Genomic DNA, 22,438 nt, shown 5'->3' on the forward strand with positions numbered 1-22,438 from the left:
TATATGTCCTGTTTATTACCCACGAAGAACCAACGGCATCATGCCGAATAGGAGGTGGTCTACATCTCCATTACAAGCTTGTGACTGGAATACTATGGGCTCTACCGATTAGAGCCTTCTTCGTTGCGGTAATAAACGACAGTAACTGAGTGGCTGTGCAGCCAGATCGGTTCCCACGACCGTCATCAAAATGTCGCAAACGAGTCCGGCCTGACCACCACTCCGGCGTGTTCTCTTTGGCAAGGCAGGGCGAATCGCCCAGGGACTGCTTCGCACATATCTGGTGATACTTGATGAACTGGGGTATTTGCCTTTATGCCAAAGCGGTGGCGCACTGCTATTTCACCTGCTGTCCAAGCTGTACGAACACACCAGCGTGGTCATCACCACTATGGACAGTGTTAGGCAAGCAGTGCCCATAGCGATGGCCTTTAGGGAAGGTCTGAAGTAGCCGGATGTTTTCCGGCTACCGAGTCCTCAGCACTTTTCAAAAAACGATGCATGTCGAAATTTGCTCAATTATCTTCGCTTTTTAGCTCTTTCGGCCGCTGCAAAGCCTTTTGCGGTAACAATTTCCTGCATTACACGCGCACCTCTCCTGCGCTCGCCAACAAATGTCGGCGGGCCATCCACAGGTTTGACAGGGCGAACAACGTCACCATCTGCGCGGTGTTCTTGGCCAAGCCCCGAAAGCGCACTTTTTCATAGCCAAACTGGCGTTTGATGACCCGAAACGGATGCTCGACCTTGGCGCGAACCTGGGCCTTGGCCTTCTCGATTTTGCGGATCGCCTTGTACAAAATACTGCGTTTTCCATGCTTTTTGTAAGTGCTGCGGCGGGCGGCAATCTGCCAAATGACCTTGCGCCCAGCGTGTTCTTCGCGCTTCTCGACCCCGGTGTAACCTGCGTCGGCGCAGACTACGTTTTCCTCGCCGTGCAGCAGTTTGGCAACCTGCGTGACGTCTGCCACATTGGCCGCTGTTACTACCACGCTGTGCACCAGGCCTGACTCGTCGTCGGCGCCGATGTGAGCCTTGGCGCCGAAATAGTACTGGTTACCTTTCTTGGTTTGATGCATCTCAGGATCGCGTTTGCCATCCTTGTTCTTGGTCGAACTGGGCGCGTGAATCAGCGTGGCATCGACGATGGTGCCTTGACGCAACGACAAGCCACGGTCGCCCAGATAACCATTAATTACGCCGAGAATCCCGGTCGCCAACTCGTGCTTTTCCAGCAGACGACGGAAGTTGAGAATGGTGGTTTCGTCTGGAATTCGCTCCAGGCTCAGGCCTGAAAACTGACGCAGGATGGTCGTCTCATACAGCGCTTCTTCCATCGCCGGATCGCTGTAGCCGAACCAGTTCTGCATCAGATGAACACGCAGCATCGCCATCAGTGGGTAGGCGGGCCGGCCACCTTCTCCTTTTGGATAATAGGGCTCAATCAGGGCAATCAAACCTTTCCAGGGCACCACCTGATCCATCTCGATCAGGAACAATTCCTTACGGGTCTGCTTGCGCTTGCCGGCATACTCGGCGTCGGCGAAGGTCATCTGTTTCATCATCGAAAAGCTCGGCGACTGGTGTCCGGAGATTTTGCCAAATTAGGAAGTCTTTTTCAGAGTTTCCTTAGGCATGACTTGAAGGCTATTCAGGCAAGAGAGTGAAAGCTTAATTTATTTTGTCTACACCATCTTAGTTATACGAGACACCCCTTCAGATGCAATTATCTTAACGAGGTCTTCACGAGTACTGACTACTGGATTACTTATGAAGTTTCTTACCCAACGATACAGATACTCGACGTAGCCAACAAATCTCTCTGCATGGGACAAGACAGCGTGGCGATCGTTATCTGACAGTCCAATTGCCATCCAAGAAATAATTAAATTATTCGTATATGAGTCTGAATTAATTATTGCACGATGTTGGTCGTCGATTAAATTTCCTTGCAGGATATTCCATAAAAATTCCGTAGTGCCTTTTTGCAAACAGTTTTGCGAGAAAGAGATCAGTAGCGTGTCAGGAACAACCAAATCAAGTACCAAGTTTAATCCCGAGTCCGTGATTAACTAAAACTGAGTACCTGTCTGGGGCGGAGCGGGTAACCGCAGGTCTTCGGCCAACGATTTAATTACCTTGGTAAAGTTATTGATATTCATAGTGCCTCAAAACGTAGATAAAGCAGAGCAGGACAGTCCGTTGATACGGGTTATTAAGTTTACCTATAGAAGAGTAGATGGTTCGCCGCTCTTTTTCAGTTCCATTGCAACGAGTAAAATCTTCAATCAGGTGTCGCTGAGTGAGTTGCATCTCGATGTCCAAGAAACACTGGCGGTATGCAGTCTATATCACGGTGGAGGCTTGCTGGGTCGCTCGATACATGCGGGGTTATCCGGGTTCAAGGGCAATGGCTCAAAAGTACGGTAAGCGGTTACTTCAGTTACCACGCGGTACCACGGACGCGAACTTACTGGTCGCATCTGGTGTGACCGACAATAGGTAGGAAAAGAGGAATAATTAAGCGCGCTGCGATTAAAACGTTGGTCTTTTTCATCGCACTCCCATCCAATCTACTGGTTGCTCGGCGAAGCGGCAGTGATGTTTAAAATGGCAAGCATGGGAGCGAAATCAAGAGCTAAGGAAGGTCTGAAGTAGCCGGATGTTTTCCGGCTACCGAGTCCTCAGCACTTTTCAAAAAACGATGCATGTCGAAATTTGCTCAATTATCTTCGCTTTTTAGCTCTTTCGGCCGCTGCAAAGCCTTTTGCGGTAACCATTTCCTGCATTACACGCGCACCTCTCCTGCGCTCGCCAACAAATGTCGACGGGCCATCCACAGGTTTGACAGGGCGAACAACGTCACCATCTGCGCGGTGTTCTTGGCCAAGCCCCGAAAGCGCACTTTTTCATAGCCAAACTGGCGTTTGATGACCCGAAACGGATGCTCGACCTTGGCGCGAACCTGGGCCTTGGCCTTCTCGATTTTGCGGATCGCCTTGTACAAAATACTGCGTTTTCCGTGCTTTTTGTAAGTGCTGCGGCGGGCGGCAATCTGCCAAATGACCTTGCGCCCAGCGTGTTCTTCGCGCTTCTCGACCCCGGTGTAACCTGCGTCGGCGCAGACTACGTTTTCCTCGCCGTGCAGCAGTTTGGCAACCTGCGTGACGTCTGCCACATTGGCCGCTGTTACTACCACGCTGTGCACCAGGCCTGACTCGTCGTCGGCGCCGATGTGAGCCTTGGCGCCGAAATAGTACTGGTTACCTTTCTTGGTTTGATGCATCTCAGGATCGCGTTTGCCATCCTTGTTCTTGGTCGAACTGGGCGCGTGAATCAGCGTGGCATCGACGATGGTGCCTTGACGCAACGACAAGCCACGGTCGCCCAGATAACCATTAATTACGCCGAGAATCCCGGTCGCCAACTCGTGCTTTTCCAGCAGACGACGGAAGTTGAGAATGGTGGTTTCGTCTGGAATTCGCTCCAGGCTCAGGCCTGAAAACTGACGCAGGATGGTCGTCTCATACAGCGCTTCTTCCATCGCCGGATCGCTGTAGCCGAACCAGTTCTGCATCAGATGAACACGCAGCATCGCCATCAGTGGGTAGGCGGGCCGGCCACCTTCTCCTTTTGGATAATAGGGCTCAATCAGGGCAATCAAACCTTTCCAGGGCACCACCTGATCCATCTCGATCAGGAACAATTCCTTACGGGTCTGCTTGCGCTTGCCGGCATACTCGGCGTCGGCGAAGGTCATCTGTTTCATCATCGAAAAGCTCGGCGACTGGTGTCCGGAGATTTTGCCAAATTAGGAAGTCTTTTTCAGAGTTTCCCTAAGCTGGCAGATGACTTTGGCCTTGGCATCATTGGACTCTTCATTGTCGTACCTGCAACCTTAATCGGCGCAGTGATCACAGCATCGTTTTTTGGTGGAAAATGAGTCCACGCGGGAGGAGCTAAATGCTTAACAAACCATCCAGCAGCCTCAGAAGGTCTACCAGATGCCTAAACAGACGAACTTTACGTCCACGACCTATGGCTAAATGACCGACACCAACTGCCGCCAGGAAAAGAATGACCATGACCGAAGAAGAAATGCGTCAAGCATTGTTTGGCTCGGGCGGGCCAACAGTGCGCTTAGCCGCTCCACAAGCTCATCCAAATACAGGCAACAACCAATCTGCGAAAGCCGCCGCCAAGCGAAAGATGGCCAGGAATTTCGTACCAAAGCTCGTGGTAATGTTACGTGTAGGTAACGAGTATGAAGGCACGACGGAGTTGATCACACACGAAGCCGATACGCTCAGCCGCCTTCAGGCTGAAGTAGATGCAATGAAGATTGCACGCAAGAAATACAGGTACGTGGAGCTGGTATCGGTCAAGCCCGCCAATTAAATCTGTTAATTTATACAGGCAGTGAGTCAGTCTTTTGCTTTGACGGTCGTTGAATCCTCAGGCCGCTGGCCGCGCCGGTCGTAGAGGCGGGTGGTACTGATGTTCGCGTACCCCAGCCACATCTGCACCTTCGATATCGGTGTCATGCTCCAGAGCATTGGTCGCCGCCGTTGCTCGCAGACCATGCACACCCAACCGCTCGACCTCGATGCCTGCCACGCGTGCCCACTGCGCAACAATGGTGTAAAGACCATTCGCAGTGGCACCGGTGCCGGTGGTTGTGCCACGCATCGAGCGAAAAAGCGGACCTGGCACGGCAGCACGTTCAACATCCTTTCCAGGTACGCATAAATGCGCTCAGCTGCCAATGGATAAAGGTGCAGAAAGCGGGTCTTGCTGCCTTTGCCATGCACCCGCAGGTGCTTGATGCCACGTCGCTCCTACAGATCGCCGGTCTTCAGTTGCGGCTCTTTTTGTAGGTTTTCGAAATTAATGCGACTAAAATTCCTCCATCGAACTGAGCGAAGCGGATGGCAAACTCTACGGCCGTGGCACTGCGGACATGAAAGGCTACATTGCCTGCGTGCTGGCGCTGGTTCCGGCGTTGACCCAGGCATCGCTGCACATGCCGGTGCATATCGCGCTGTCCTACGACGAGGAAGTGGGTTGCCTGGGCGTACGCTCGTTACTGGCATCGCTTCAGTCGCGGCCGGTGAAACCGATGCTGTGTGTGATCGGCGAGCCGACGGAGTTGCAGCCGGTGCTGGGCCACAAAGGCAAGGTCGCGATGCGCTGCGATGTACAGGGTGCTGCCTGCCACTCGGCCCACGCGCCCAGTGGCGTCAACGCCATTGAATATGCGGCGCAGTTGATCGGCGAGCTGGGTCGCCTGGGCGAGGCGTTACGGGCAGCTGATGCCCTTGACGAGCGCTTTGATCCGCCATTTTCGACCATTCAGACCGGCGTGATCAGCGGCGGCACGGCGTTGAACATCGTGCCCGAACAGTGCCGTTTCGATTTCGAAGTGCGTGCGCTCCCCACCCTGGACCCGCAGCAGATCGTCACTGCCATGCACGTATACGCCGAGCAAAAACTATTGCCGGCCATGCAGGCCGTCAGTGCCCGGAGCGAGATCCGGTTCACTGAACTGTCGAGCTATCCGGGGCTGGATATTCCCCTGTACAGCCAGGCGGCGGAATTGATTGCCGGTTTTTGCGGCTCCCGGGCGTTCGGCACGGTTGCCTTCGGAACCGAAGGCGGGTTGTTCGACCAGTCAGGCATCCCGGCAGTGGTCTGCGGGCCGGGCAGCATGGAGCAGGGGCACAAGCCGGACGAGTTCATCAGCGTCGAGCAACTTGACGCCTGTGACGAGATGCTCAAACGTGTACTGGCGTTCGCGTCGCAGCCATGAATCGCCCCTGATTTCAGTGATACAGTTGCGCGCCGAAATACGCTAACGACTAGGCGCGCCAGTCATGGACTGGCCACTCTTCCCGGCTATTCGAACGTTCTATGGATGGAAGCATGACTGACAAACGTCCCCTTACTCGCTGGTCCCTGGCCGCAACTCTATTGCTGTGTGTTGGCACTTCGGCGTTCGCTCAGGACTCGGCACTGCATTCCGGCAAATACGAGCAGTTGATGCTGGCCGTGACGCCTGATCATCAAGTCGAGGGTTATTACTCGGAGACGCGCGGCGAGGCATTCAGCTGTGCATTCTATCTGCAAGGCAAGGTCGAGGCCGGGAAGGGCGCAGCGGTGTCGTCCTGGCTTGATGACGTCTACCCAGGAACACTGAAGGCCTCGGCTGATGGCGTGGTTCTAACGATAGAGCAAGGCCGGCAGCACCCTGGCTGCATGAACGTGTTGGTACCGGACATCGCCACCGGCATGGATCTGACCCGGACCGCCAGCAAGCAGTGGGTAGGTCTGGTGACCGTCACCGCGGACAAGGCCTGGCTGCAAAAAACACCGAATGCCAAAGCCACCCGAGGCGCTTATATCGTCAAGGATGACGTAGTCGGGGTTCTGGCATTCAAGGATGGCGCGGCTCAGGTCGAGTTCATCAATGCGGATGATCGTTCGTTCACTGGATGGATCAGTCAGGACCAATATGCGCGTTTGGCCGCGCCCGGACGCTGATTGCAGGCATCACCAGACACGTTGGCGAACTTGGCCCACTCCCGGTTAAGAGGGGTGCAAAGGCGGCTACCACCTCCAGGCTTTTTCGGTGAATTCCGCAGTTGGGGGTAGTACGGTGTGTAGGAAGTTCAGGTACTTGTTGAACAATACCTCGTTCTGAAAACGGGCCTCGAAGCCGAGCGTGATGTCGGAGCGGTGCGTGATGATCATGAGGCGTTTGCGGTCAATCGTGACAAAGTTGTACTCGACCCAGGGCAGGCTTTGTTCATGGTGAATGGGGTTTTCCCAGCTTAGTAGCTTAACGGCTGCGACACAGGCGATGGCTGCCGGACCGATCAGGAAGAGCAGTGAGCCGGTGAGTGCGGCCATGAAGACGAACATCAGGATGACAGCTATGGCAATGCCCTTGAAGAAGGACGAGGCGAAGTCGGGGTAATGGAGGTAGTACTCCAGGTGGGCGCAGTTGGTTTTTATGGTGTAGTTGTAGATGGTTTTTTGACGGATGAGCAGGCATATGAAATACGCAAGAATTCCAGCAAACGCGAGTATGGTGCCCACTAATGAGTAAAGACTGTCTGAGAACATTATCCAGCCTCCCCACATGTAAAGTGTGCTTCCTATCACGTAGACGGCAATGAATATGGACTGAGTTATCATCATTTCTCTAGGGAAGGTCTGAAGTAGCCGGATGTTTTCCGGCTACCGAGTCCTCAGCACTTTTCAAAAAACGATGCATGTCGAAATTTGCTCAATTATCTTCGCTTTTTAGCTCTTTCGGCCGCTGCAAAGCCTTTTGCGGTAACCATTTCCTGCATTACACGCGCACCTCTCCTGCGCTCGCCAACAAATGTCGGCGGACCATCCACAGGTTTGACAGGGCGAACAACGTCACCATCTGCGCGGTGTTCTTGGCCAAGCCCCGAAAGCGCACTTTTTCATAGCCAAACTGGCGTTTGATGACCCGAAACGGATGCTCGACCTTGGCGCGAACCTGGGCCTTGGCCTTCTCGATTTTGCGGATCGCCTTGTACAAAATACTGCGTTTTCCGTGCTTTTTGTAAGTGCTGCGGCGGGCGGCAATCTGCCAAATGACCTTGCGCCCAGCGTGTTCTTCGCGCTTCTCGACCCCGGTGTAACCTGCGTCGGCGCAGACTACGTTTTCCTCGCCGTGCAGCAGTTTGGCAACCTGCGTGACGTCTGCCACATTGGCCGCTGTTACTACCACGCTGTGCACCAGGCCTGACTCGTCGTCGGCGCCGATGTGAGCCTTGGCGCCGAAATAGTACTGGTTACCTTTCTTGGTTTGATGCATCTCAGGATCGCGTTTGCCATCCTTGTTCTTGGTCGAACTGGGCGCGTGAATCAGCGTGGCATCGACGATGGTGCCTTGACGCAACGACAAGCCACGGTCGCCCAGATAACCATTAATTACGCCGAGAATCCCGGTCGCCAACTCGTGCTTTTCCAGCAGACGACGGAAGTTGAGAATGGTGGTTTCGTCTGGAATTCGCTCCAGGCTCAGGCCTGAAAACTGACGCAGGATGGTCGTCTCATACAGCGCTTCTTCCATCGCCGGATCGCTGTAGCCGAACCAGTTCTGCATCAGATGAACACGCAGCATCGCCATCAGTGGGTAGGCGGGCCGGCCACCTTCTCCTTTTGGATAATAGGGCTCAATCAGGGCAATCAAACCTTTCCAGGGCACCACCTGATCCATCTCGATCAGGAACAATTCCTTACGGGTCTGCTTGCGCTTGCCGGCATACTCGGCGTCGGCGAAGGTCATCTGTTTCATCATCGAAAAGCTCGGCGACTGGTGTCCGGAGATTTTGCCAAATTAGGAAGTCTTTTTCAGAGTTTCCCTAGGCGATCTCGCAAGTGTTTTGATCTTCCAGTTCAGAACGTCTTTGTTTTTTGGCAGGTACAAGGCTTTTTCTTGCTGGTTCATACAGGTGTACCCTCTGCTACTTCTAGGGTCAGCGTGCCGACACTGCTTGATGTCTTTACTTCAAGCTCCACAGCAGCCAAACCATCGATAGCTGTATCGCCTCTTGTGCCAAGCTCCATCTGAAACAGATAGCCTTGATCTTCCTCGCCAGGATGTATCAGATTGCTGGGGTACCAGATTTGCAGCTCAAGATAGGTTGCATCTTTGTCGAGCGGTACCCAGGTTTCCCAGATGAGGTCTTCGTTTTCGGGCGGCATCAACGGGTAGGTGAAGTCTTCACTCGCCTTCCCAGCTGGCTTGTTGGTAAGCGTTCCGAACTGTTCGGCCTTCCTGAATTGTCCCCTTTCCAGAAAGTCTTCATGTACTGGACGCTCGATTTTTTCTACCGGCAGCCCACCACGATCGTTTGTTGCTGATGACGTTGAAATGCACAGATTGACCGCGCAGAGTGGCATCAACCCTGATGCCAGTTAGTGGCTTTTTCGATGTATTGAGCGTTCGCTGGAAGTGCCTTGCGCAGGAACGCGAGATACTTGTCCATAAGCACCTTGCTGGGAAAACGCGCGGCGAACCCGGTGGTTGTATCGTCGCAATGGATAATGACCATCAGACGTTTGTGATCAACCGTGACAAATTCGTGCAAATGCCACGGGGCGGTTTGTCGATGGTGGACGGGGTTTTCCCAGTTCAGCAGTTTGATGGCTGCGACAAAAGCCATTGCCACCGGACCGACCAGGAACAGCAATGACCCAGTGATTAGGGCGACGAGGACGAATGCCAGTATGACGAAAATAGCGATGCCTTTGAAAAGTGCGGAGGCGAAGTCGGGATAGTGGAGGTAGAACTCGACTGTGGCACCGTCGGTTTTCAGGGTGTAGTTATAGATGGTTTTTTGGCGGATGAGCAGGCCTACGAAATAGGCAAGGTGGCCCCCAAGTACAAATATCACGCACACCAGAGAAGTCGGGCTGTCTGAAAACATTACCCAGCCTACCCAAATAAAAACTGAGCTTGCCATTAAATAGAAGGCCGTAAATCCAAGCTGCGTGATCATGATCTCTTTAGGTGACCTTGCGAGGGTTTTAATTTTCCAGTTCAGAACATCCTTGCCTTTTGGGAGCCCCGGGGCTTTTTCTTGCTGAGTCATACAGGTGTACCCTCTGCAACTTCCAGGGTCAGCGTTCCGGTCCTGCTTGATGCTTTTACTTCAAGTTCCACAGCAGCCAAACCATCAATGTCAGTATCGCCTCTTGTGCCCAGCTCCATCTGAAATAGATAGCCCCTATCGTCTTGACCAGGATTGATCAGATTGTTCGGATACCAGATTTGCAGCTCAAGGTACGTTGCGTCCTTGTCGAGCGGTACCCAGGTTTCCCAGATGAGGTCTTCGTTTTCGGGCGGCATCAACGGGTAGGTGAAGTCGTCACTTGCCTTGCCAGCAGGCTTGTTGGCAAGCGTCCCGAACTGTTCAGCTTTCCTGAACTGCCCGCGGTTTAGAAAAGCTTCATGCAGAGTGCCGTCTATTTTTTCTACGGGCAGCACTCCCCATGGTCGCTTGCTACTGACAATGTTGAAATGTACGGATTGACCACGTACCAGATTGGGCAAGCACACTTGTATCCCTGCGCCATTTTGTACCGCTACGCTGTAGTAATCACCTTTGCCAAGGTAACGGTCTTCATAATGTACGGTGCTTTTTACATGGATTTTAGGAGATAGCTGGATTTCCAGTAATGCCTGTATTTCTTCATTTTCACCGTTTGCTGTCTCTGCGTAGCGATAGTCTATGGTTTTTGACCAACAGCACTTGCGTAGCCACCAGCCGACACTGTCTTGCTTGAAATAATTCAGGGCCATCGTAGCAAGGAGATAAATAAAGCCTGTTGCGAACAGAGCTACGCTGAACCATGGATTCATCGCGATAATCGTAAAAGCACTAGCGGGAAAAATCCCCGCGAATAACTGGGCTGCAGAACCAAATCCCATCATTAATACAGAAGACCACTTTATACGAAGCCCATACTCTTCTTCTAAGGTTTTCGCTGTGTAAAAATCATCTGTGATATCAAATAGTTCAAGCGCAGCCGCTACAATCCCAAACCCACCCATCGCCACCATCGAAACCCTGAACCCAAATATCGCATCCCCCCAAACCGCATTACCCCGTGCTTTCCAATAAGCCGCCGATTGATCAAGAATACCCACTGTGTACGTACCAATAAGCACAGGCTTCGCCGTACTGATAACCGCCCACGGTGCTTCAACAAACACCGCCATCAACAGGTTGAAGCTATACCCCAGTCCATAGGTAACCTTGCCAATATCCTTGGCACTGAAGTCTCCATCCCGAGTAAGGTCCCGGTAAGTGAGCGCGGTATTGATGAAGTTGAGCATGATCACGCCCCAAGTGATTGCCCCGGCTATTCCTCCCAGCCCATCGATCCAGCGCTTGGCGGTGGTCTGCCAGTCTTTCGCCATGGTTTTGCCGGACTGGAAGTGCAGGCGAATCTCGTCCTGCAACTGCTTTGCGTATTGGTTGTTCTGATAGTCGAGCAGGGCGGGGATGCTCAATTCATGCAGACGAAGTTTTTCCTCGAGGACGCGAAGGTGGCTGGCGTTGCTTTTGCGGGTGTTGTAAGCGGTTGGATAAAGCCAGCTGCGACGGATATCGCTGATCTGCTTGTTGAGGACCTGCCACTCGCGTATCCACTGTTTGAGCTTGGTGAATACCTGTTGATCGACTGCAATACGCGCCTTCGAATCAAGCAAAATCTGGCCGATCAACAGGGTGCGAAGCAATGCGACGATGTTCTGCTGTTTGCCCAGGGCCATGCGGCTGTCGATGGGTACCCAGGCCAGCAGGATACTCTCGAGCGTTGCCTTGCCTGCGCCTCTGGCCAGTTCGCCGAGAGCCTTGAAGGTACCTTGAACAGGTTGCTTCAGCGCCTTCATCCACGGCTTGTCGGCAAAGCCCTGGTGATTGAGGGCGCCATTGAGTTCGCCAATACGTGTAGCCAGGTTGGTTACGTCGCCAAGGCCGTTCAGCAGCGCGTCGGCCTCCTGGTGCAGTGCTTGTTTGAGCGCGGGTGAGAAGCCGTAGCGCAAGCTGCCAAACAGCGTGGTGGCGTTGGCTTCCTGCTCGGCCAGCCAGGTGGTGGCCGCGCTGTCCTGGGCGTAAATGATCTGCAGGTTGAGCATGATCGTTTGCAGGTACAGCAGTTGTGTTGGGCGGGTGGTATCGATAAACAGCTTGAGCGGGTCTGTGCCGATATGTGTCGCCCAGAGCTGAAAATCACTTTGTGTGTCACGCACCTGCTGCAGCAGTGCGTCTCCGCTTGGCAGATGCTGTTGAAGATACTGACGCGCGCTGGCCAGATCGACTTCGCGCCGCCATTTGTGGCAATCTTTCCAGGCCTGCGCGGCCTTTTCGGTAGGGACGCTGCCGTAACGCGCTTCGATCGATTTGCGCATGTCCAGGCTCTTGAACATGTCCGGCAGCAGCAGAAAATCTCCGGGAACGTTGCTGCTGCTGATCTGTGCTTCTTCAAGGATGCATTGCTCGAAGTACGCTTCGACCTCGCTCAGGTACTGGTGCGTGCGAGCCGCATTGCCGCGCACCGACGCTGGCAGTTTTAGCGGGTCGCTCTCGGCACCGCACAGTCCGGAGACAGTCTGGGCGATCTGGATCTTGTGTTCGTGCTCGGCTTGCCAGCCGCGAAAAGCCGCCTGATCGGCGGCCAGTTGCATGCCCAGATCGTTGAAAACGGCCAGTGGGTCATCAAGGGCGATGAGCAGGGAACTGTCCTGATTGTCGACGCTGCCTTGCCACAAAACGTCAGCACCCAGCGGTGCCCATAACGGATTTTTTTCGTCGTCTTCCGACAGCGGGCGAGCAGTGGGGATCGCCGAGTCAGCGAAACGGCCGTCGTCAGTGACATAGCCCTTGTCGATGTCCGCCACCGCCTCGGCGATACGGTTCAATGGCAGGGTGTCCGGCTCGGCCATGGTGATGCAGTAGCTGGCCAGGTCGAGCGCTTTCATCCACAGCGCGCGGCTTGGGGCGCTGGAGCGCATGTGCTCGCAAATTCGCCACGTCCATTGCTGCGGGGCAAAGGCGATGTGCAGTTGGTGACGTCGCGGGTAGAGCAGGAAGGGCTTGCCATCGCTGGCGCCGCTTCGCTGGTCACTGCCGATCTGCGCGTCCGTCCAGACAATGCGGCTCAGATGGCCGTTGTTTGCTGAGGCGACATATTCATGCAGCGTCCCGGCCGTTTCGTCGAATACATAGACGTAGCCGTCGTACAGCTGGCGCAAAGTGTAGCTGCGTGTTTTCAGTATCGGCATCAGCGTCCATTTGCCCTGTTTCGGCAATGGTTTCAGCTGCTCCGGCGCGGCGTCGTAGCGGGAGCGATCCAGCGCGTAGCGCACCGGCACGATGGCGACGTTCGGTCCTCTGAAAGGACAAAGGCTGGTGGCCGTCGCCGGAGTCTTGGAGAACAGTGCGGCGCGTCGTTGCTGGTGTGTGCCGTGTTTATCGGTCATGCGGGAAACTCTCTGCGCAGAAACGGGCAATTTCGCCCGTTGTATGCAGAAGTACATTCCAAGATGCATGCCGAGAAGATTTTTATCTAATAAAAACAGATAGATAAAGATTTTTCGCGAAGTAGTTGATCAATTTTCAACCAAGAAACCGCTAAAAAGCGCGCAAGCTTCTGCGCATACGTGCGAATTCGTTCATGTGTGCTGCAGCGCTTTGAATATAAAGCGCTGCCTGTTTCACCGGGGCTTTGGATGCGCAAAAGTCTGCGCATCACAGGTATTCAAAGAGCTGAGCATTGTGTCGACTGCCTTACCATTGGACATCGCTTGATGTGCACAAGAAGTATTCCCCATTCGCTTACAGAGCCTATTTTTACCGGGCATCGAACCTCTCGCATCCTTCAGGCGGCTTGGCGTTTTTTTTTAATCAGGATCAATCGACAGTATGCCACCGTAGATGCTTTTGATCAGCCCACCGGAACAGTGAGCTTGAGCGGCAGCCTCAACCCCGCCTTTTAATGTATTACCCAACGTCGTAGTTACCAAGACAAACGCCGGTATGAAAAGCAAGGGTGTCAACGCTCGGCGCCAGCCTACTTTAAGCCCCGTGGAATACTTGCGAATCAGGAAGTACAGTTCTGGAGCTTCTGCTTTGTCGCTGATGCGCAACCATTGAATCGTGGCGATATCGTCAGCCAGGAAGATATGATCATTAGCCTTATCGAAGGGTGCTGTCCTACTAGACGCCATGACTTGCAACTCAAGCAGTTCCTCACGAAAGACTTCAAGCCCGCCACTCTGGTCAAGCACCTCCTGATATGACTTATATCGGTACACAAGCGGAGCGGTCACTTTGAACAGTAGCAGGAATATAAACAGTGCCAGACCGCTGGCCCAGTATAAATAAACCGTGAACGGGATTTGCTGTTGTACACCAGCGGTTTTGGCGATGGAGACAATCATAGGAACAATGCTGAACGCAGTGATCAAAAATTGAGCCGGTTTGCTATTGGCGACCAGAGCGAGGATTTCCCAGGATTCAAATGCGGTCACCATTTTGGTTGAGCGCAACCGGGCGTAGATGATAAAGAACAACGCTATCCCGCCAATGCCAAACCACCAGGCAGGTATAGGTTTCTCAAAGGCGTGGGGGACGATGCTGGAAGCAGCAAATATAATAGCAATGGCGATGGTGACGGCTAGAGTGCCATCGTAAAGCTTACTGCGCGGTGAGCTAGCAGCATGCGGAGATGCGTCAGGGGGGGCTTGATCAGCCATGGTCATTAGAGCTCCGTGGTTTTGAGTATGGTTAGCTATAAAAGGTTTTAGCCAAGGATTGACCATGAAGTATGGCCACCTGCAATTGTGTGTGATGGAGATGTAAGGAGCTTCATTAAAGTCATTTTTTCTGTGCCAATCAGAGGGGATCGCTTGTCAGAGGCAATTCCCCACTCACACCCTGAGTACTTCTTGAGGGGCAGGCCTGACTAAGGTGAGCAGGGCACCGTTGAGGACGGTGTCGTGATGGGCTGTTCAAGTTTGATCTCGACCAACCTGGCATTGTCTCGTTCGATCGTCTTGGTTTTGATCGGCTCTTTTGCGAACCCTCGCTGATGGTAGAAATCGATGGCGGGGGCATTGCTCTCCAGCACCCAGACGACAACTCTGGTGCGGCCAGCGGATTGAAAGAGAGGCATCACATGGTCGAGCAGCTCTCGCCCAATACCCTGGCGTGTGTGCATTGGGCTGATATAGATGGCCTGTATTTCTGCGACGCTGCGGTCTTCGGGATGTTCCCTGTCAATCCCCGTGGCCACCCAGCCCAAGACCCGATCTAACCTGTCGACTTTGACGTACAGGCCAGATTCGCCCGAAGCGATCACCTTGGTCCAGTGGGACAGCCTTGCCTCAAGCGTTATCCGATTGATATAGGCAGAGGGAATGATGCCCTCATAGGCACTTCTCCATGACTCCAGATGAATCGTCGCTATCTGCAACGAGTCCTCGGGAAGGGCAAGGCGGATGCTCATATCAATGCTCCTGCTCGGTGTGTTTCAGCATTTAAAGCAATGTTTATGGCATTTCTACACATCCAAAATATAGAGCCGTCTTTCTTGCCCCACTCACACCCTGTATCCATTCCCCCCTCACCCCCATCCCGCAAATAAAGCACGATACCCGCCCATCGCTCATATCAAGGAATGATCCATGTCGCTGGCTATCGTCCATAGTCGTGCCCAGGTCGGGGTGGAAGCCCCGGCGGTTACTGTTGAAGCGCATCTGGCCAACGGCCTGCCGGCCCTGACGCTGGTGGGGTTGCCGGAGGGGGCGGTCAAGGAGAACAAGGACCGGGTGCGCAGTGCCATTCTCAATTCCGGGCTGGATTTTCCGGCGCGGCGTATCACGCTCAACCTTGCGCCGGCTGATTTGCCCAAGGATGGCGGGCGGTTCGATCTGGCGATTGCGCTGGGTTTGCTGGCGGCCAGCGGGCAGGTGCCGCTGGTTGCGTTGCAGGATGTCGAATGCCTGGGCGAGCTGGCGCTGTCGGGGGCGATTCGGCCGATTCAGGGGGTGCTGCCTGCTGCGCTGGCGGCACGTGCGGCGGAGCGGACGCTGATCATTCCGGCGGTGAATGCGGAGGAAGCTTGTCTGGCCTCGGGGCTGCGGGTGATTGCGGTGAGTCACTTGCTGGAGCTGGTCGCGCATTTCAACGGTCGCACGGTGATTGCGCCGTATCAGTCCAGCGGCCTGCTGCATCAGCCCAAGCCGTATCCGGACCTTAGCGAAGTGCAGGGCCAAACCGCCGCGAAGCGTGCGTTGGTGATTGCCGCTGCGGGTGCGCACAACCTGCTGTTCAGTGGGCCACCCGGCACCGGCAAGACATTGCTCGCCAGCCGCCTGCCGGGTTTGTTGCCGCCGCTGGATGAGCACGAAGCGCTTGAAGTGGCGGCGATTCAGTCGGTTGCCAGCCAGGTGCCGCTGACCAGTTGGCCGCAGCGGCCGTTTCGGCAGCCGCATCACTCGGCGTCCGGGCCTGCATTGGTGGGCGGTGGCAGTCGTCCGCAACCTGGCGAAATCACGTTGGCACATCACGGCGTGCTGTTTCTTGATGAACTGCCGGAGTTCGATCGCCGTGTGCTGGAGGTTTTGCGTGAGCCGCTGGAGTCCGGGCATATCGTGATTTCCCGTGCGCGGGATCGCGTGCGCTTTCCGGCGCGTTTCCAGTTGGTGGCGGCGATGAACCCATGCCCCTGTGGATATCTGGGTGAGCCGACCGGGCGCTGCCGTTGTTCCACCGAGCAGGTGCAGCGCTATCGCAACAAGTTGTCCGGCCCGCTGCTGGACCGGATTGATCTGCACCTGACCGTCGCCCGCGAAGCCACCGCCCTCAACCCTGACCCGACCACCAGTGAGAACACTGCAAGCGCGGCAGCGGTGGTTGCGCAGGCCAGAGAACGGCAGCAACGTCGTCAGGGCTGTGCCAATGCGTTTCTCGACCTACCGGGGCTGCGCGAGCACTGCGCGCTGTCCAGTGTCGATGAACGCTGGCTGGAGACGGCCTGCGAGCGCCTGACTCTCTCATTACGTTCGGCGCATCGCCTGCTGAAAGTGGCGCGAACGCTGGCTGATCTGGAGCAGGTGGATGCGATCACTCGTAGCCATCTGGCCGAGGCGTTGCAGTACCGGCCTTCAACCAATTGACCGTCCAAACGCAAAAACTCGCCGTCAACGATCAAGTCGACGGCGAGTCTTGGGACAGCTAAAGAAGCTTACATGCTGCTATAGAACGGGAAGATCCCCATCAGCAGCGCGGCAACCAGAATGCACAGGCACACCAGAATCGCCCATTTCAGGGTGAAGCGCTGATGGTCGCCGAACTCGATACCGGCCAGGGCAACCAGCAGGTAGGTCGATGGCACCAGAGGGCTGAGCAAGTGGACCGGCTGACCGACGATCGAGGCGCGGGCCATTTCAACCGGGCTGATGCCGTAGTGGGCAGCGGCTTCGGACAGCACCGGCAGTACGCCGTAGTAGAACGCGTCGTTGGACATGAAGAAGGTGAACGGCATGCTCACCAGCGCGGTGATGACGGCGAGGTACGGGCCGAGCGCATCCGGGATCACTGCCAGCAGGCTTTTCGACATGGCGTCGACCATGCCGGTGCCGGACAGAATACCGGTGAAGATACCTGCGGCGAAGATCAGGCCGACCACTGCCAGAACGCTACCGGCGTGGGCTGATACGCGGTCCTTCTGGTCCTGCAGGTTCGGGTAGTTGATGATCATCGCGATACTGAACGCGATCATGAACAGTACCGGCAGCGGCAGCAGGCCCATGATCAGGGCAACCATCAGTGCGAAGGTCAGCGCGCCGTTGAACCAGATCAGCTTTGGACGACGTGCATCCGGGAATTGCGAGACGCTGATTTCGCTGTGATCGACTTCATCACCCTTAAGGTGCAGTTCACCCAGACGAGCGCGTTCGCGTTTGCCGTAGAAGTAGGCAATTGCGAGGATCGCAACCACGCCAGCCAGCATTGCCGGGATCATCGGTACGAAAATGTCGGATGCATCGACATGCAGGGCACTGGCCGCACGAGCGGTTGGGCCACCCCACGGGGTCATGTTCATCACGCCACCCGCCAGAATGATCAGGCCGGCCATGATGCGCGGGCTCATGCCGACGCGGCTGTACAGCGGCAGCATGGCGGCGACGCAGATCATGTAGGTGGTCGCGCCGTCACCGTCGAGGGACACCACCAGCGCCAGCACGGCGGTGCCGACCGAAATGCGCATCGGGTCGCCCTTGACCATTTTCAGGATCTTGCGCACGGCCGGGTCGAACAGGCCGGAGTCGATCATCAGCGCAAAATAAAGGATGGCGAACATCAGCATCACGCCGGTTGGCGCCAGCTTGGTGATACCTGCCAGCATCATCGGGCCGATCTGGGCCGCGAAGCCACCGAACAGGGCGAAGATGATTGGAACCAGAATCAGGGCGATCAGCGCAGTCAGGCGCTTGCTCATGATCAGGTACATGAACGCAATAACCATGGCAAAGCCAAGGAAAGTCAGCATGGGAATACTCCAGACGTAATACGGCTACAGAACGTGAAATGAACGAGTCAGCTCAGCAGATCGGTACGTGGAGTGGAGGCGCAAGGAGGGTGTGGAACGAGAAGTCAGCAAGCATCGGAATCACCATTATTGTTGTTAATTGGGCCTGAAACACGTTGGAATCCGTTCCTGGCTAGCCGGTCTTTTTGCCGGAAGTGAGGCGATGCTAATTGGCCAAGCTTTCACCGACCTTTCAATCAGCTATTGTAGAAATTTTATTGTCACACGGATTATGGTCATGAAGGAGAAGTATGGATGAGCGAGATACACTCGGGTGGCTGCCATTGCGGCGGGCTGCGTTACCAGTTCGATGCGCCGTTGCGGGACATCGCTCACTGTCATTGCTCCATCTGTCGACGCACCTCGGGTGCAACGGTTGTAACCTGGATAAGTGTGCCGCTGGCTTCGTTCACGTGGCTGACAGGCAGCCCCTGTGCGTATGACTCCTCACCCAGCTGCGTACGCTATTTCTGCGGCAAGTGCGGCGCTCACCTGGCGTTGTTCACGCGCAACAGCCCGGACGAGATCGACGTCACCATTGCGACACTTGACCAACCGGAGCTGGCAACGCCCTCACGACACATCTGGATAGAGAACCGGCTTCCCTGGCTACGCCTGGATGAGCACCTGCCAGGGGTAGAGGGCGAGCCTTTCTGAGGTTTGAGGAGATAAATAGTGCCTGAGCCAGAGCCTTAGGCACTGTTCGCACATTACATCAGCGCATTACTTGCTGAACTGCGAAGCCAGTTCGCGCAGAAGTACCTCGGCCTCAAGCACTTTTTTCACTGACTCGTTGGCTTTTTCGCGGGACAGGCCCAAGCGTTCGAACAACTCGTCAGGAATCTCCTGCTCTGGCCCGGCACCGATGCCGTTCACCCGCAACAGACGTACGGCCAGATAAACCAGGTTGGCGTAGACGTGATGTTCGCCTTTGTAGTGGGGGGCGTGCTGGAAGCGCAGCGCGATGGCGAGTTCATCCGGCATGTCCCAATAGCGCATCAGCCAGGCCCCGATCTGCTCGCGGCTGATACCCAGCAAATGCTGTTCAATAAAACTGTGGTGCAGGTGCGGGTTAACTTCCAGCTGGCGGCAAATCAGGGTGAAGTGTGGCGGAAACACATGGGCCAGCAGCAGGTAGCCGAAGTTGTGCAGCAAACCGGCTAGGTAGCTCAGGCCAGCTTCCGGGCGACTGGCGCGGGGAATGGCGCGGGTCAGACCTTCGATGACCGCAGCTGTATAGATGGATTGCTGCCAATACGGCGTGGTCTGTTGCGGCTGGTCCTTGGGCAGACTCAGGGTTTTGCCCAGAGCGAGGCCCAGTGCCAGGTTGATCACCAGATCAAAGCCCAGCACGCGGACTATTGCATCTTCTACCGAGCGGATCTTGCCGGTCGACGCGTAATAGGGCGATGCCGCCCAGCTCACGACCTGTGCCGCCAGCGCAGGGTCGGTTTCGACTACGCCGGTGATGTCATCGATGGTCGCATCGGGGTCGACCCGCAGCTTGATGATTTTCTGTGCAGTTCCGGCCAGTGGTGGTATTTCCAGGGTCGCTTCCAGACGCTGCTGGATGCGACGCGCCGTGAAAACATGCATGGCCTGGGTGATTTCTGCCGGATCGTCGTCAGGACGATCCAGGTTCGGACGAATGGCTGCGACCGACTGGCCGAAGTGCGCGGCGCTGGCCTTGCTCAGCATGCCTTTGAAGTCGTCACTGCTGATTTCCAGCAACAGGCCCTTTTCGCCCGAGCCCACCAGCAGTGTCGGCTCTTGCAGCAGGCGATCATCGTAAAGGCACGGTGAGCTGGTCAGTGCCGGGAGCCCCGGCAGCACTTGCAGGTTGTGCTTGGTGAGCATGCGTTGCAAGCGATCATGCGGCACAGCGGTCAACTGGCGCCCGGTCAGCTCGGTGATTCGGCTGAGGTCGAGCAACTGGCTCTGCGGGAACAGGATAAGCAGCGCACCGACAGCGTCCTCGACCAGCACAGCCTGAACCTTGCGCGACGGGGGCAAGCTTTTGTTGTCCATGACTTCGTTGTAGCTGATAGCCAATTTTTCAAGCAACTGCCGGATTACCGACGGCGCATGCTGCGGATCATTGACGTGGGCGACTTCTGTCATGAGCTATGTCCAAATTCCTACATTTTTTGAAGTATAACCACGTTATTCGTTTTCGGTCGCACGTGGTGTTCAAAGCGTAGCCTGCATCACACCTGGCCATACTGCTGGCCATGACGCAGCCATCTGTCGAGCAGTGGGCTGACATGTTGGGGCCAACGCTCCAACAGGGCCTGAGCCGCGTCGCGTACGGCCGGTAGCAGGTCTGCGTCACGCATAAGGTCGGCGACCTTGAATTGCAGAAGGCCCGTTTGTCGGGTTCCCAGCATTTCACCGGGACCACGCAGTTCAAGGTCCTTTTCGGCGATGACAAAGCCGTCGTTGGTTTCGCGCATGATGCCCAGCCGCTGCCGTCCGATCTGTGAAAGCGGCGGGTGGTAGAGCAGCACACAATGGCTGACCGCACTGCCGCGCCCGACGCGCCCGCGCAACTGGTGCAATTGAGCCAGACCGAGGCGCTCGGGGTTTTCGATGATCATCAGGCTGGAGTTCGGCACGTCGACCCCAACTTCGATCACTGTAGTTGCCACCAGCAATTGCAGCGCACCCTGCTTGAATTCGGCCATGATCGCGGCCTTTTCTGCGGGCTTCATGCGCCCGTGTATCAACCCGACGCGAACCTCACCCAGGGCACTGCTCAGTTCTTCGTAGGTGGTTTCAGCCGCTTTGCAGGTCAGCTCTTCGGATTCTTCGATCAGCGTGCACACCCAATAGGCCTGGCGACCTTCTGCGCAAGCTGCGCGCACACGCTCCACGACTTCCAGGCGGCGGCTGTCGGCAACCAGCACGGTATTGACCGGTGTCCTTCCGGGCGGCAGTTCGTCCAGAATCGACGTGTCCAGATCGGCGTAGGCGCTCATCGCCAGCGTGCGTGGAATCGGTGTGGCGGTCATGATCAATTGATGCGGACACATCAGGCCGCCGACGCCCTTTTTACGCAGCGCCAAACGTTGCTGAACACCGAACCGGTGCTGCTCGTCGATGATCACCAGCGCGAGGTTCTTGAACTGCACTTCGTCCTGAAACAGCGCATGGGTGCCCACTACCATAGGGGTGCCACTGGCGATCTGCTCCAGGGACGTCGCGCGCGCCTTGCCCTTGAGCTTACCCGCCAGCCAGGCCACGCCAACGCCCAGCGGCTCTAACCAGCGCTGGAAGTTGATGTAGTGCTGCTCGGCTAGAATCTCGGTGGGGGCCATCAGCGCCACTTGATAACCTGCTTCCAGCGCCTGCAAGGCAGCCAGCGCGGCGACCACGGTCTTGCCCGAACCAACGTCACCCTGGATCAACCGCAGCATCGGCTCAGGCTGGCTCAGGTCGTAGGCAACTTCCTTGCCGACCCGCTGCTGGGCACCCGTGGGCGCGAAGCCGAGGTTGGCGAGAAATTGTTTCGGCAGTTTTTTCGCAACAGGCAACGCCGGTGCGCGCTGTGAGCGCAGACTTTCGCGCAGGCGCTGCTGGGAAAGCTGGTGGGTAAGCAATTCTTCGAAAGCCAGCCGGTGTTGCGCCCAGTGATGCCCGAGGGCCAGCTCCTCCACATCGGCATCGGCGGGCGGGTGATGCAGATAGCGGATCGCATCATCCAGCGGGGCCAGCTGATAGTCGCGGGCCAGCTCATCCGGCAGCCAGTCCGGCAGGCTTTTGGGGCCGAGCATCGCCAGACTTTGCTGACACAACTGACGCAGGCGCTGCTGGGTGAGGCCTTCGGTCGTGGGATAGATCGGCGTGAGGGTCTGTTCAACGGGCGCGGGCTCATCACCGGTAATTGCCCGATATTCCGGGTGATAGATTTCCAGGCCGGAAGCACCGGGACGCGCTTCGCCGAAGCAGCGCAGGTGCGTGCCACGCTTCATGCTTTCTTTCTGCGCGTTGCTGAAGTGGTAGAAGCGCAGGCTGACGACACCTGTGCCGTCGCCAAGCCGTACCAGCAAGCTGCGGCGTTTGCCCATTACCACATCGGCGCCGCTGACCACGCCTTCGATCACGGCATCCTGGCCAGGGCGCAATGCGCCAATCGGTACGACGCGGGTCCGGTCCTGGTAACGCAACGGCAGATGGAACAGCACGTCCTGCAGGGTTTCCAGCCCGACCCTGGCCAGCTTTTCTGCCATCGCTTCACCGACGCCCTTGAGCGCCGTGACCGAGACCCTGGAAAGCTCGCTCATTTCTTTTCTGC

At 55.9% G+C, this 22,438-nt stretch carries 15 protein-coding genes and 5 pseudogenes; 6 read left to right on the plus strand and 14 right to left on the minus strand.

Annotated features, from left to right (window positions below; translation table 11 throughout):
* Positions 1-238: 238 nt before the first annotated feature.
* Positions 239-391: pseudogene (locus LJU29_RS00575) on the plus strand (ATP-binding protein); the annotation flags it as partial.
* Between the two features lie 190 nt (positions 392-581).
* Here the strand turns inward: LJU29_RS00575 and LJU29_RS00580 are convergent.
* Together LJU29_RS00580 and LJU29_RS00585 are read right to left on the minus strand one after the other, a co-directional pair.
* On the minus strand, positions 582-1,562 hold the full coding sequence (locus tag LJU29_RS00580) for an IS5-like element ISPsy2 family transposase (protein WP_054078085.1): 981 nt from the start codon (positions 1,560-1,562) through the stop codon (positions 582-584).
* Positions 1,563-2,788: 1,226 nt separating this feature from the next.
* On the minus strand, positions 2,789-3,769 hold the full coding sequence (locus LJU29_RS00585) for an IS5-like element ISPsy2 family transposase (protein WP_054078085.1): 981 nt from the start codon (positions 3,767-3,769) through the stop codon (positions 2,789-2,791).
* Between the two features lie 308 nt (positions 3,770-4,077).
* Here LJU29_RS00585 and LJU29_RS00590 point away from each other — a divergent pair, with 308 nt between their 5' ends.
* Positions 4,078-4,398, plus strand: coding sequence for a hypothetical protein (locus tag LJU29_RS00590; protein ID WP_004662327.1), 321 nt, complete (start codon positions 4,078-4,080; stop codon positions 4,396-4,398).
* 26 nt (positions 4,399-4,424) lie between these two features.
* Here the strand turns inward: LJU29_RS00590 and LJU29_RS00595 are convergent.
* Positions 4,425-4,859: pseudogene (locus tag LJU29_RS00595) on the minus strand (tyrosine-type recombinase/integrase); the annotation flags it as partial.
* A gap of 56 nt (positions 4,860-4,915) precedes the next feature.
* Between LJU29_RS00595 and LJU29_RS00600 the strand changes: the two are divergent.
* Together LJU29_RS00600 and LJU29_RS00605 are read left to right on the plus strand one after the other, a co-directional pair.
* Positions 4,916-5,809: pseudogene (locus tag LJU29_RS00600) on the plus strand (acetylornithine deacetylase); the annotation flags it as partial.
* A gap of 113 nt (positions 5,810-5,922) precedes the next feature.
* Positions 5,923-6,540: a hypothetical protein gene (locus LJU29_RS00605; protein WP_005760380.1), complete on the plus strand. Its 618-nt coding sequence runs from the start codon at positions 5,923-5,925 to the stop codon at positions 6,538-6,540.
* 66 nt (positions 6,541-6,606) lie between these two features.
* Here LJU29_RS00605 and LJU29_RS00610 read toward each other — a convergent pair whose 3' ends face one another.
* From LJU29_RS00610 to LJU29_RS00650, 8 genes and pseudogenes are all read right to left on the minus strand, one after another.
* Entirely contained in the window at positions 6,607-7,230 is a 624-nt protein-coding gene (locus LJU29_RS00610; RefSeq protein WP_371321926.1) for a permease, read from the minus strand.
* A 124-nt stretch (positions 7,231-7,354) separates the two neighbouring features.
* Positions 7,355-8,335: an IS5-like element ISPsy2 family transposase gene (locus LJU29_RS00615; RefSeq protein ID WP_257112697.1), complete on the minus strand. Its 981-nt coding sequence runs from the start codon at positions 8,333-8,335 to the stop codon at positions 7,355-7,357.
* 57 nt (positions 8,336-8,392) lie between these two features.
* Positions 8,393-8,488: pseudogene (locus LJU29_RS00620) on the minus strand (permease); the annotation flags it as partial.
* Positions 8,485-8,941, minus strand: a pseudogene (locus LJU29_RS00625) (hypothetical protein); the annotation flags it as partial. The pseudogenes LJU29_RS00625 and LJU29_RS00620, both read right to left, overlap by 4 nt.
* A gap of 1 nt (position 8,942) precedes the next feature.
* Positions 8,943-9,635: a hypothetical protein gene (locus LJU29_RS00630; RefSeq protein WP_005760386.1), complete on the minus strand. Its 693-nt coding sequence runs from the start codon at positions 9,633-9,635 to the stop codon at positions 8,943-8,945.
* A complete protein-coding gene (locus tag LJU29_RS00635) occupies positions 9,632-13,030 on the minus strand; it encodes a toxin VasX (RefSeq protein ID WP_306459386.1) in 3,399 nt (1,132 codons plus the stop codon). The genes LJU29_RS00630 and LJU29_RS00635 overlap by 4 nt, the downstream gene beginning before the upstream one ends.
* A 420-nt stretch (positions 13,031-13,450) precedes the next feature.
* On the minus strand, positions 13,451-14,305 hold the full coding sequence (locus LJU29_RS00645) for a hypothetical protein (RefSeq protein WP_257111530.1): 855 nt from the start codon (positions 14,303-14,305) through the stop codon (positions 13,451-13,453).
* Between the two features lie 209 nt (positions 14,306-14,514).
* Positions 14,515-15,057 carry a GNAT family N-acetyltransferase gene (locus tag LJU29_RS00650; protein ID WP_005757516.1) on the minus strand — a complete coding sequence of 181 codons (543 nt, stop codon included), beginning with the start codon at positions 15,055-15,057 and terminating at the stop codon, positions 14,515-14,517.
* A 178-nt stretch (positions 15,058-15,235) separates the two neighbouring features.
* Here LJU29_RS00650 and LJU29_RS00655 point away from each other — a divergent pair, with 178 nt between their 5' ends.
* Entirely contained in the window at positions 15,236-16,729 is a 1,494-nt protein-coding gene (locus LJU29_RS00655; protein WP_257111531.1) for a YifB family Mg chelatase-like AAA ATPase, read from the plus strand.
* Between the two features lie 68 nt (positions 16,730-16,797).
* Here the strand turns inward: LJU29_RS00655 and LJU29_RS00660 are convergent, their stop codons facing one another.
* Positions 16,798-18,105: a CitMHS family transporter gene (locus LJU29_RS00660; protein WP_002551489.1), complete on the minus strand. Its 1,308-nt coding sequence runs from the start codon at positions 18,103-18,105 to the stop codon at positions 16,798-16,800.
* A 294-nt stretch (positions 18,106-18,399) separates the two neighbouring features.
* On the opposite strand from LJU29_RS00660, the gene LJU29_RS00665 reads away from it, so the two are divergent.
* Positions 18,400-18,801, plus strand: a complete 402-nt coding sequence (locus LJU29_RS00665; RefSeq protein ID WP_004655387.1) for a GFA family protein — start codon at positions 18,400-18,402, stop codon at positions 18,799-18,801.
* A gap of 66 nt (positions 18,802-18,867) precedes the next feature.
* Here LJU29_RS00665 and LJU29_RS00670 read toward each other — a convergent pair whose 3' ends face one another.
* Positions 18,868-20,265 (minus strand): aminoacyl-tRNA deacylase and HDOD domain-containing protein, encoded by a 1,398-nt coding sequence (locus LJU29_RS00670; protein ID WP_257111532.1) that lies wholly within the window; start codon positions 20,263-20,265, stop codon positions 18,868-18,870.
* 86 nt (positions 20,266-20,351) lie between these two features.
* Positions 20,352-22,427 (minus strand): ATP-dependent DNA helicase RecG, encoded by a 2,076-nt coding sequence (gene recG, locus LJU29_RS00675; RefSeq protein WP_005757521.1) that lies wholly within the window; start codon positions 22,425-22,427, stop codon positions 20,352-20,354.
* Positions 22,428-22,438: the final 11 nt, after the last annotated feature.

Origin of the sequence: Pseudomonas ficuserectae (assembly GCF_024584585.1) — a bacterium.
GTDB lineage: Bacteria > Pseudomonadota > Gammaproteobacteria > Pseudomonadales > Pseudomonadaceae > Aquipseudomonas > Aquipseudomonas amygdali.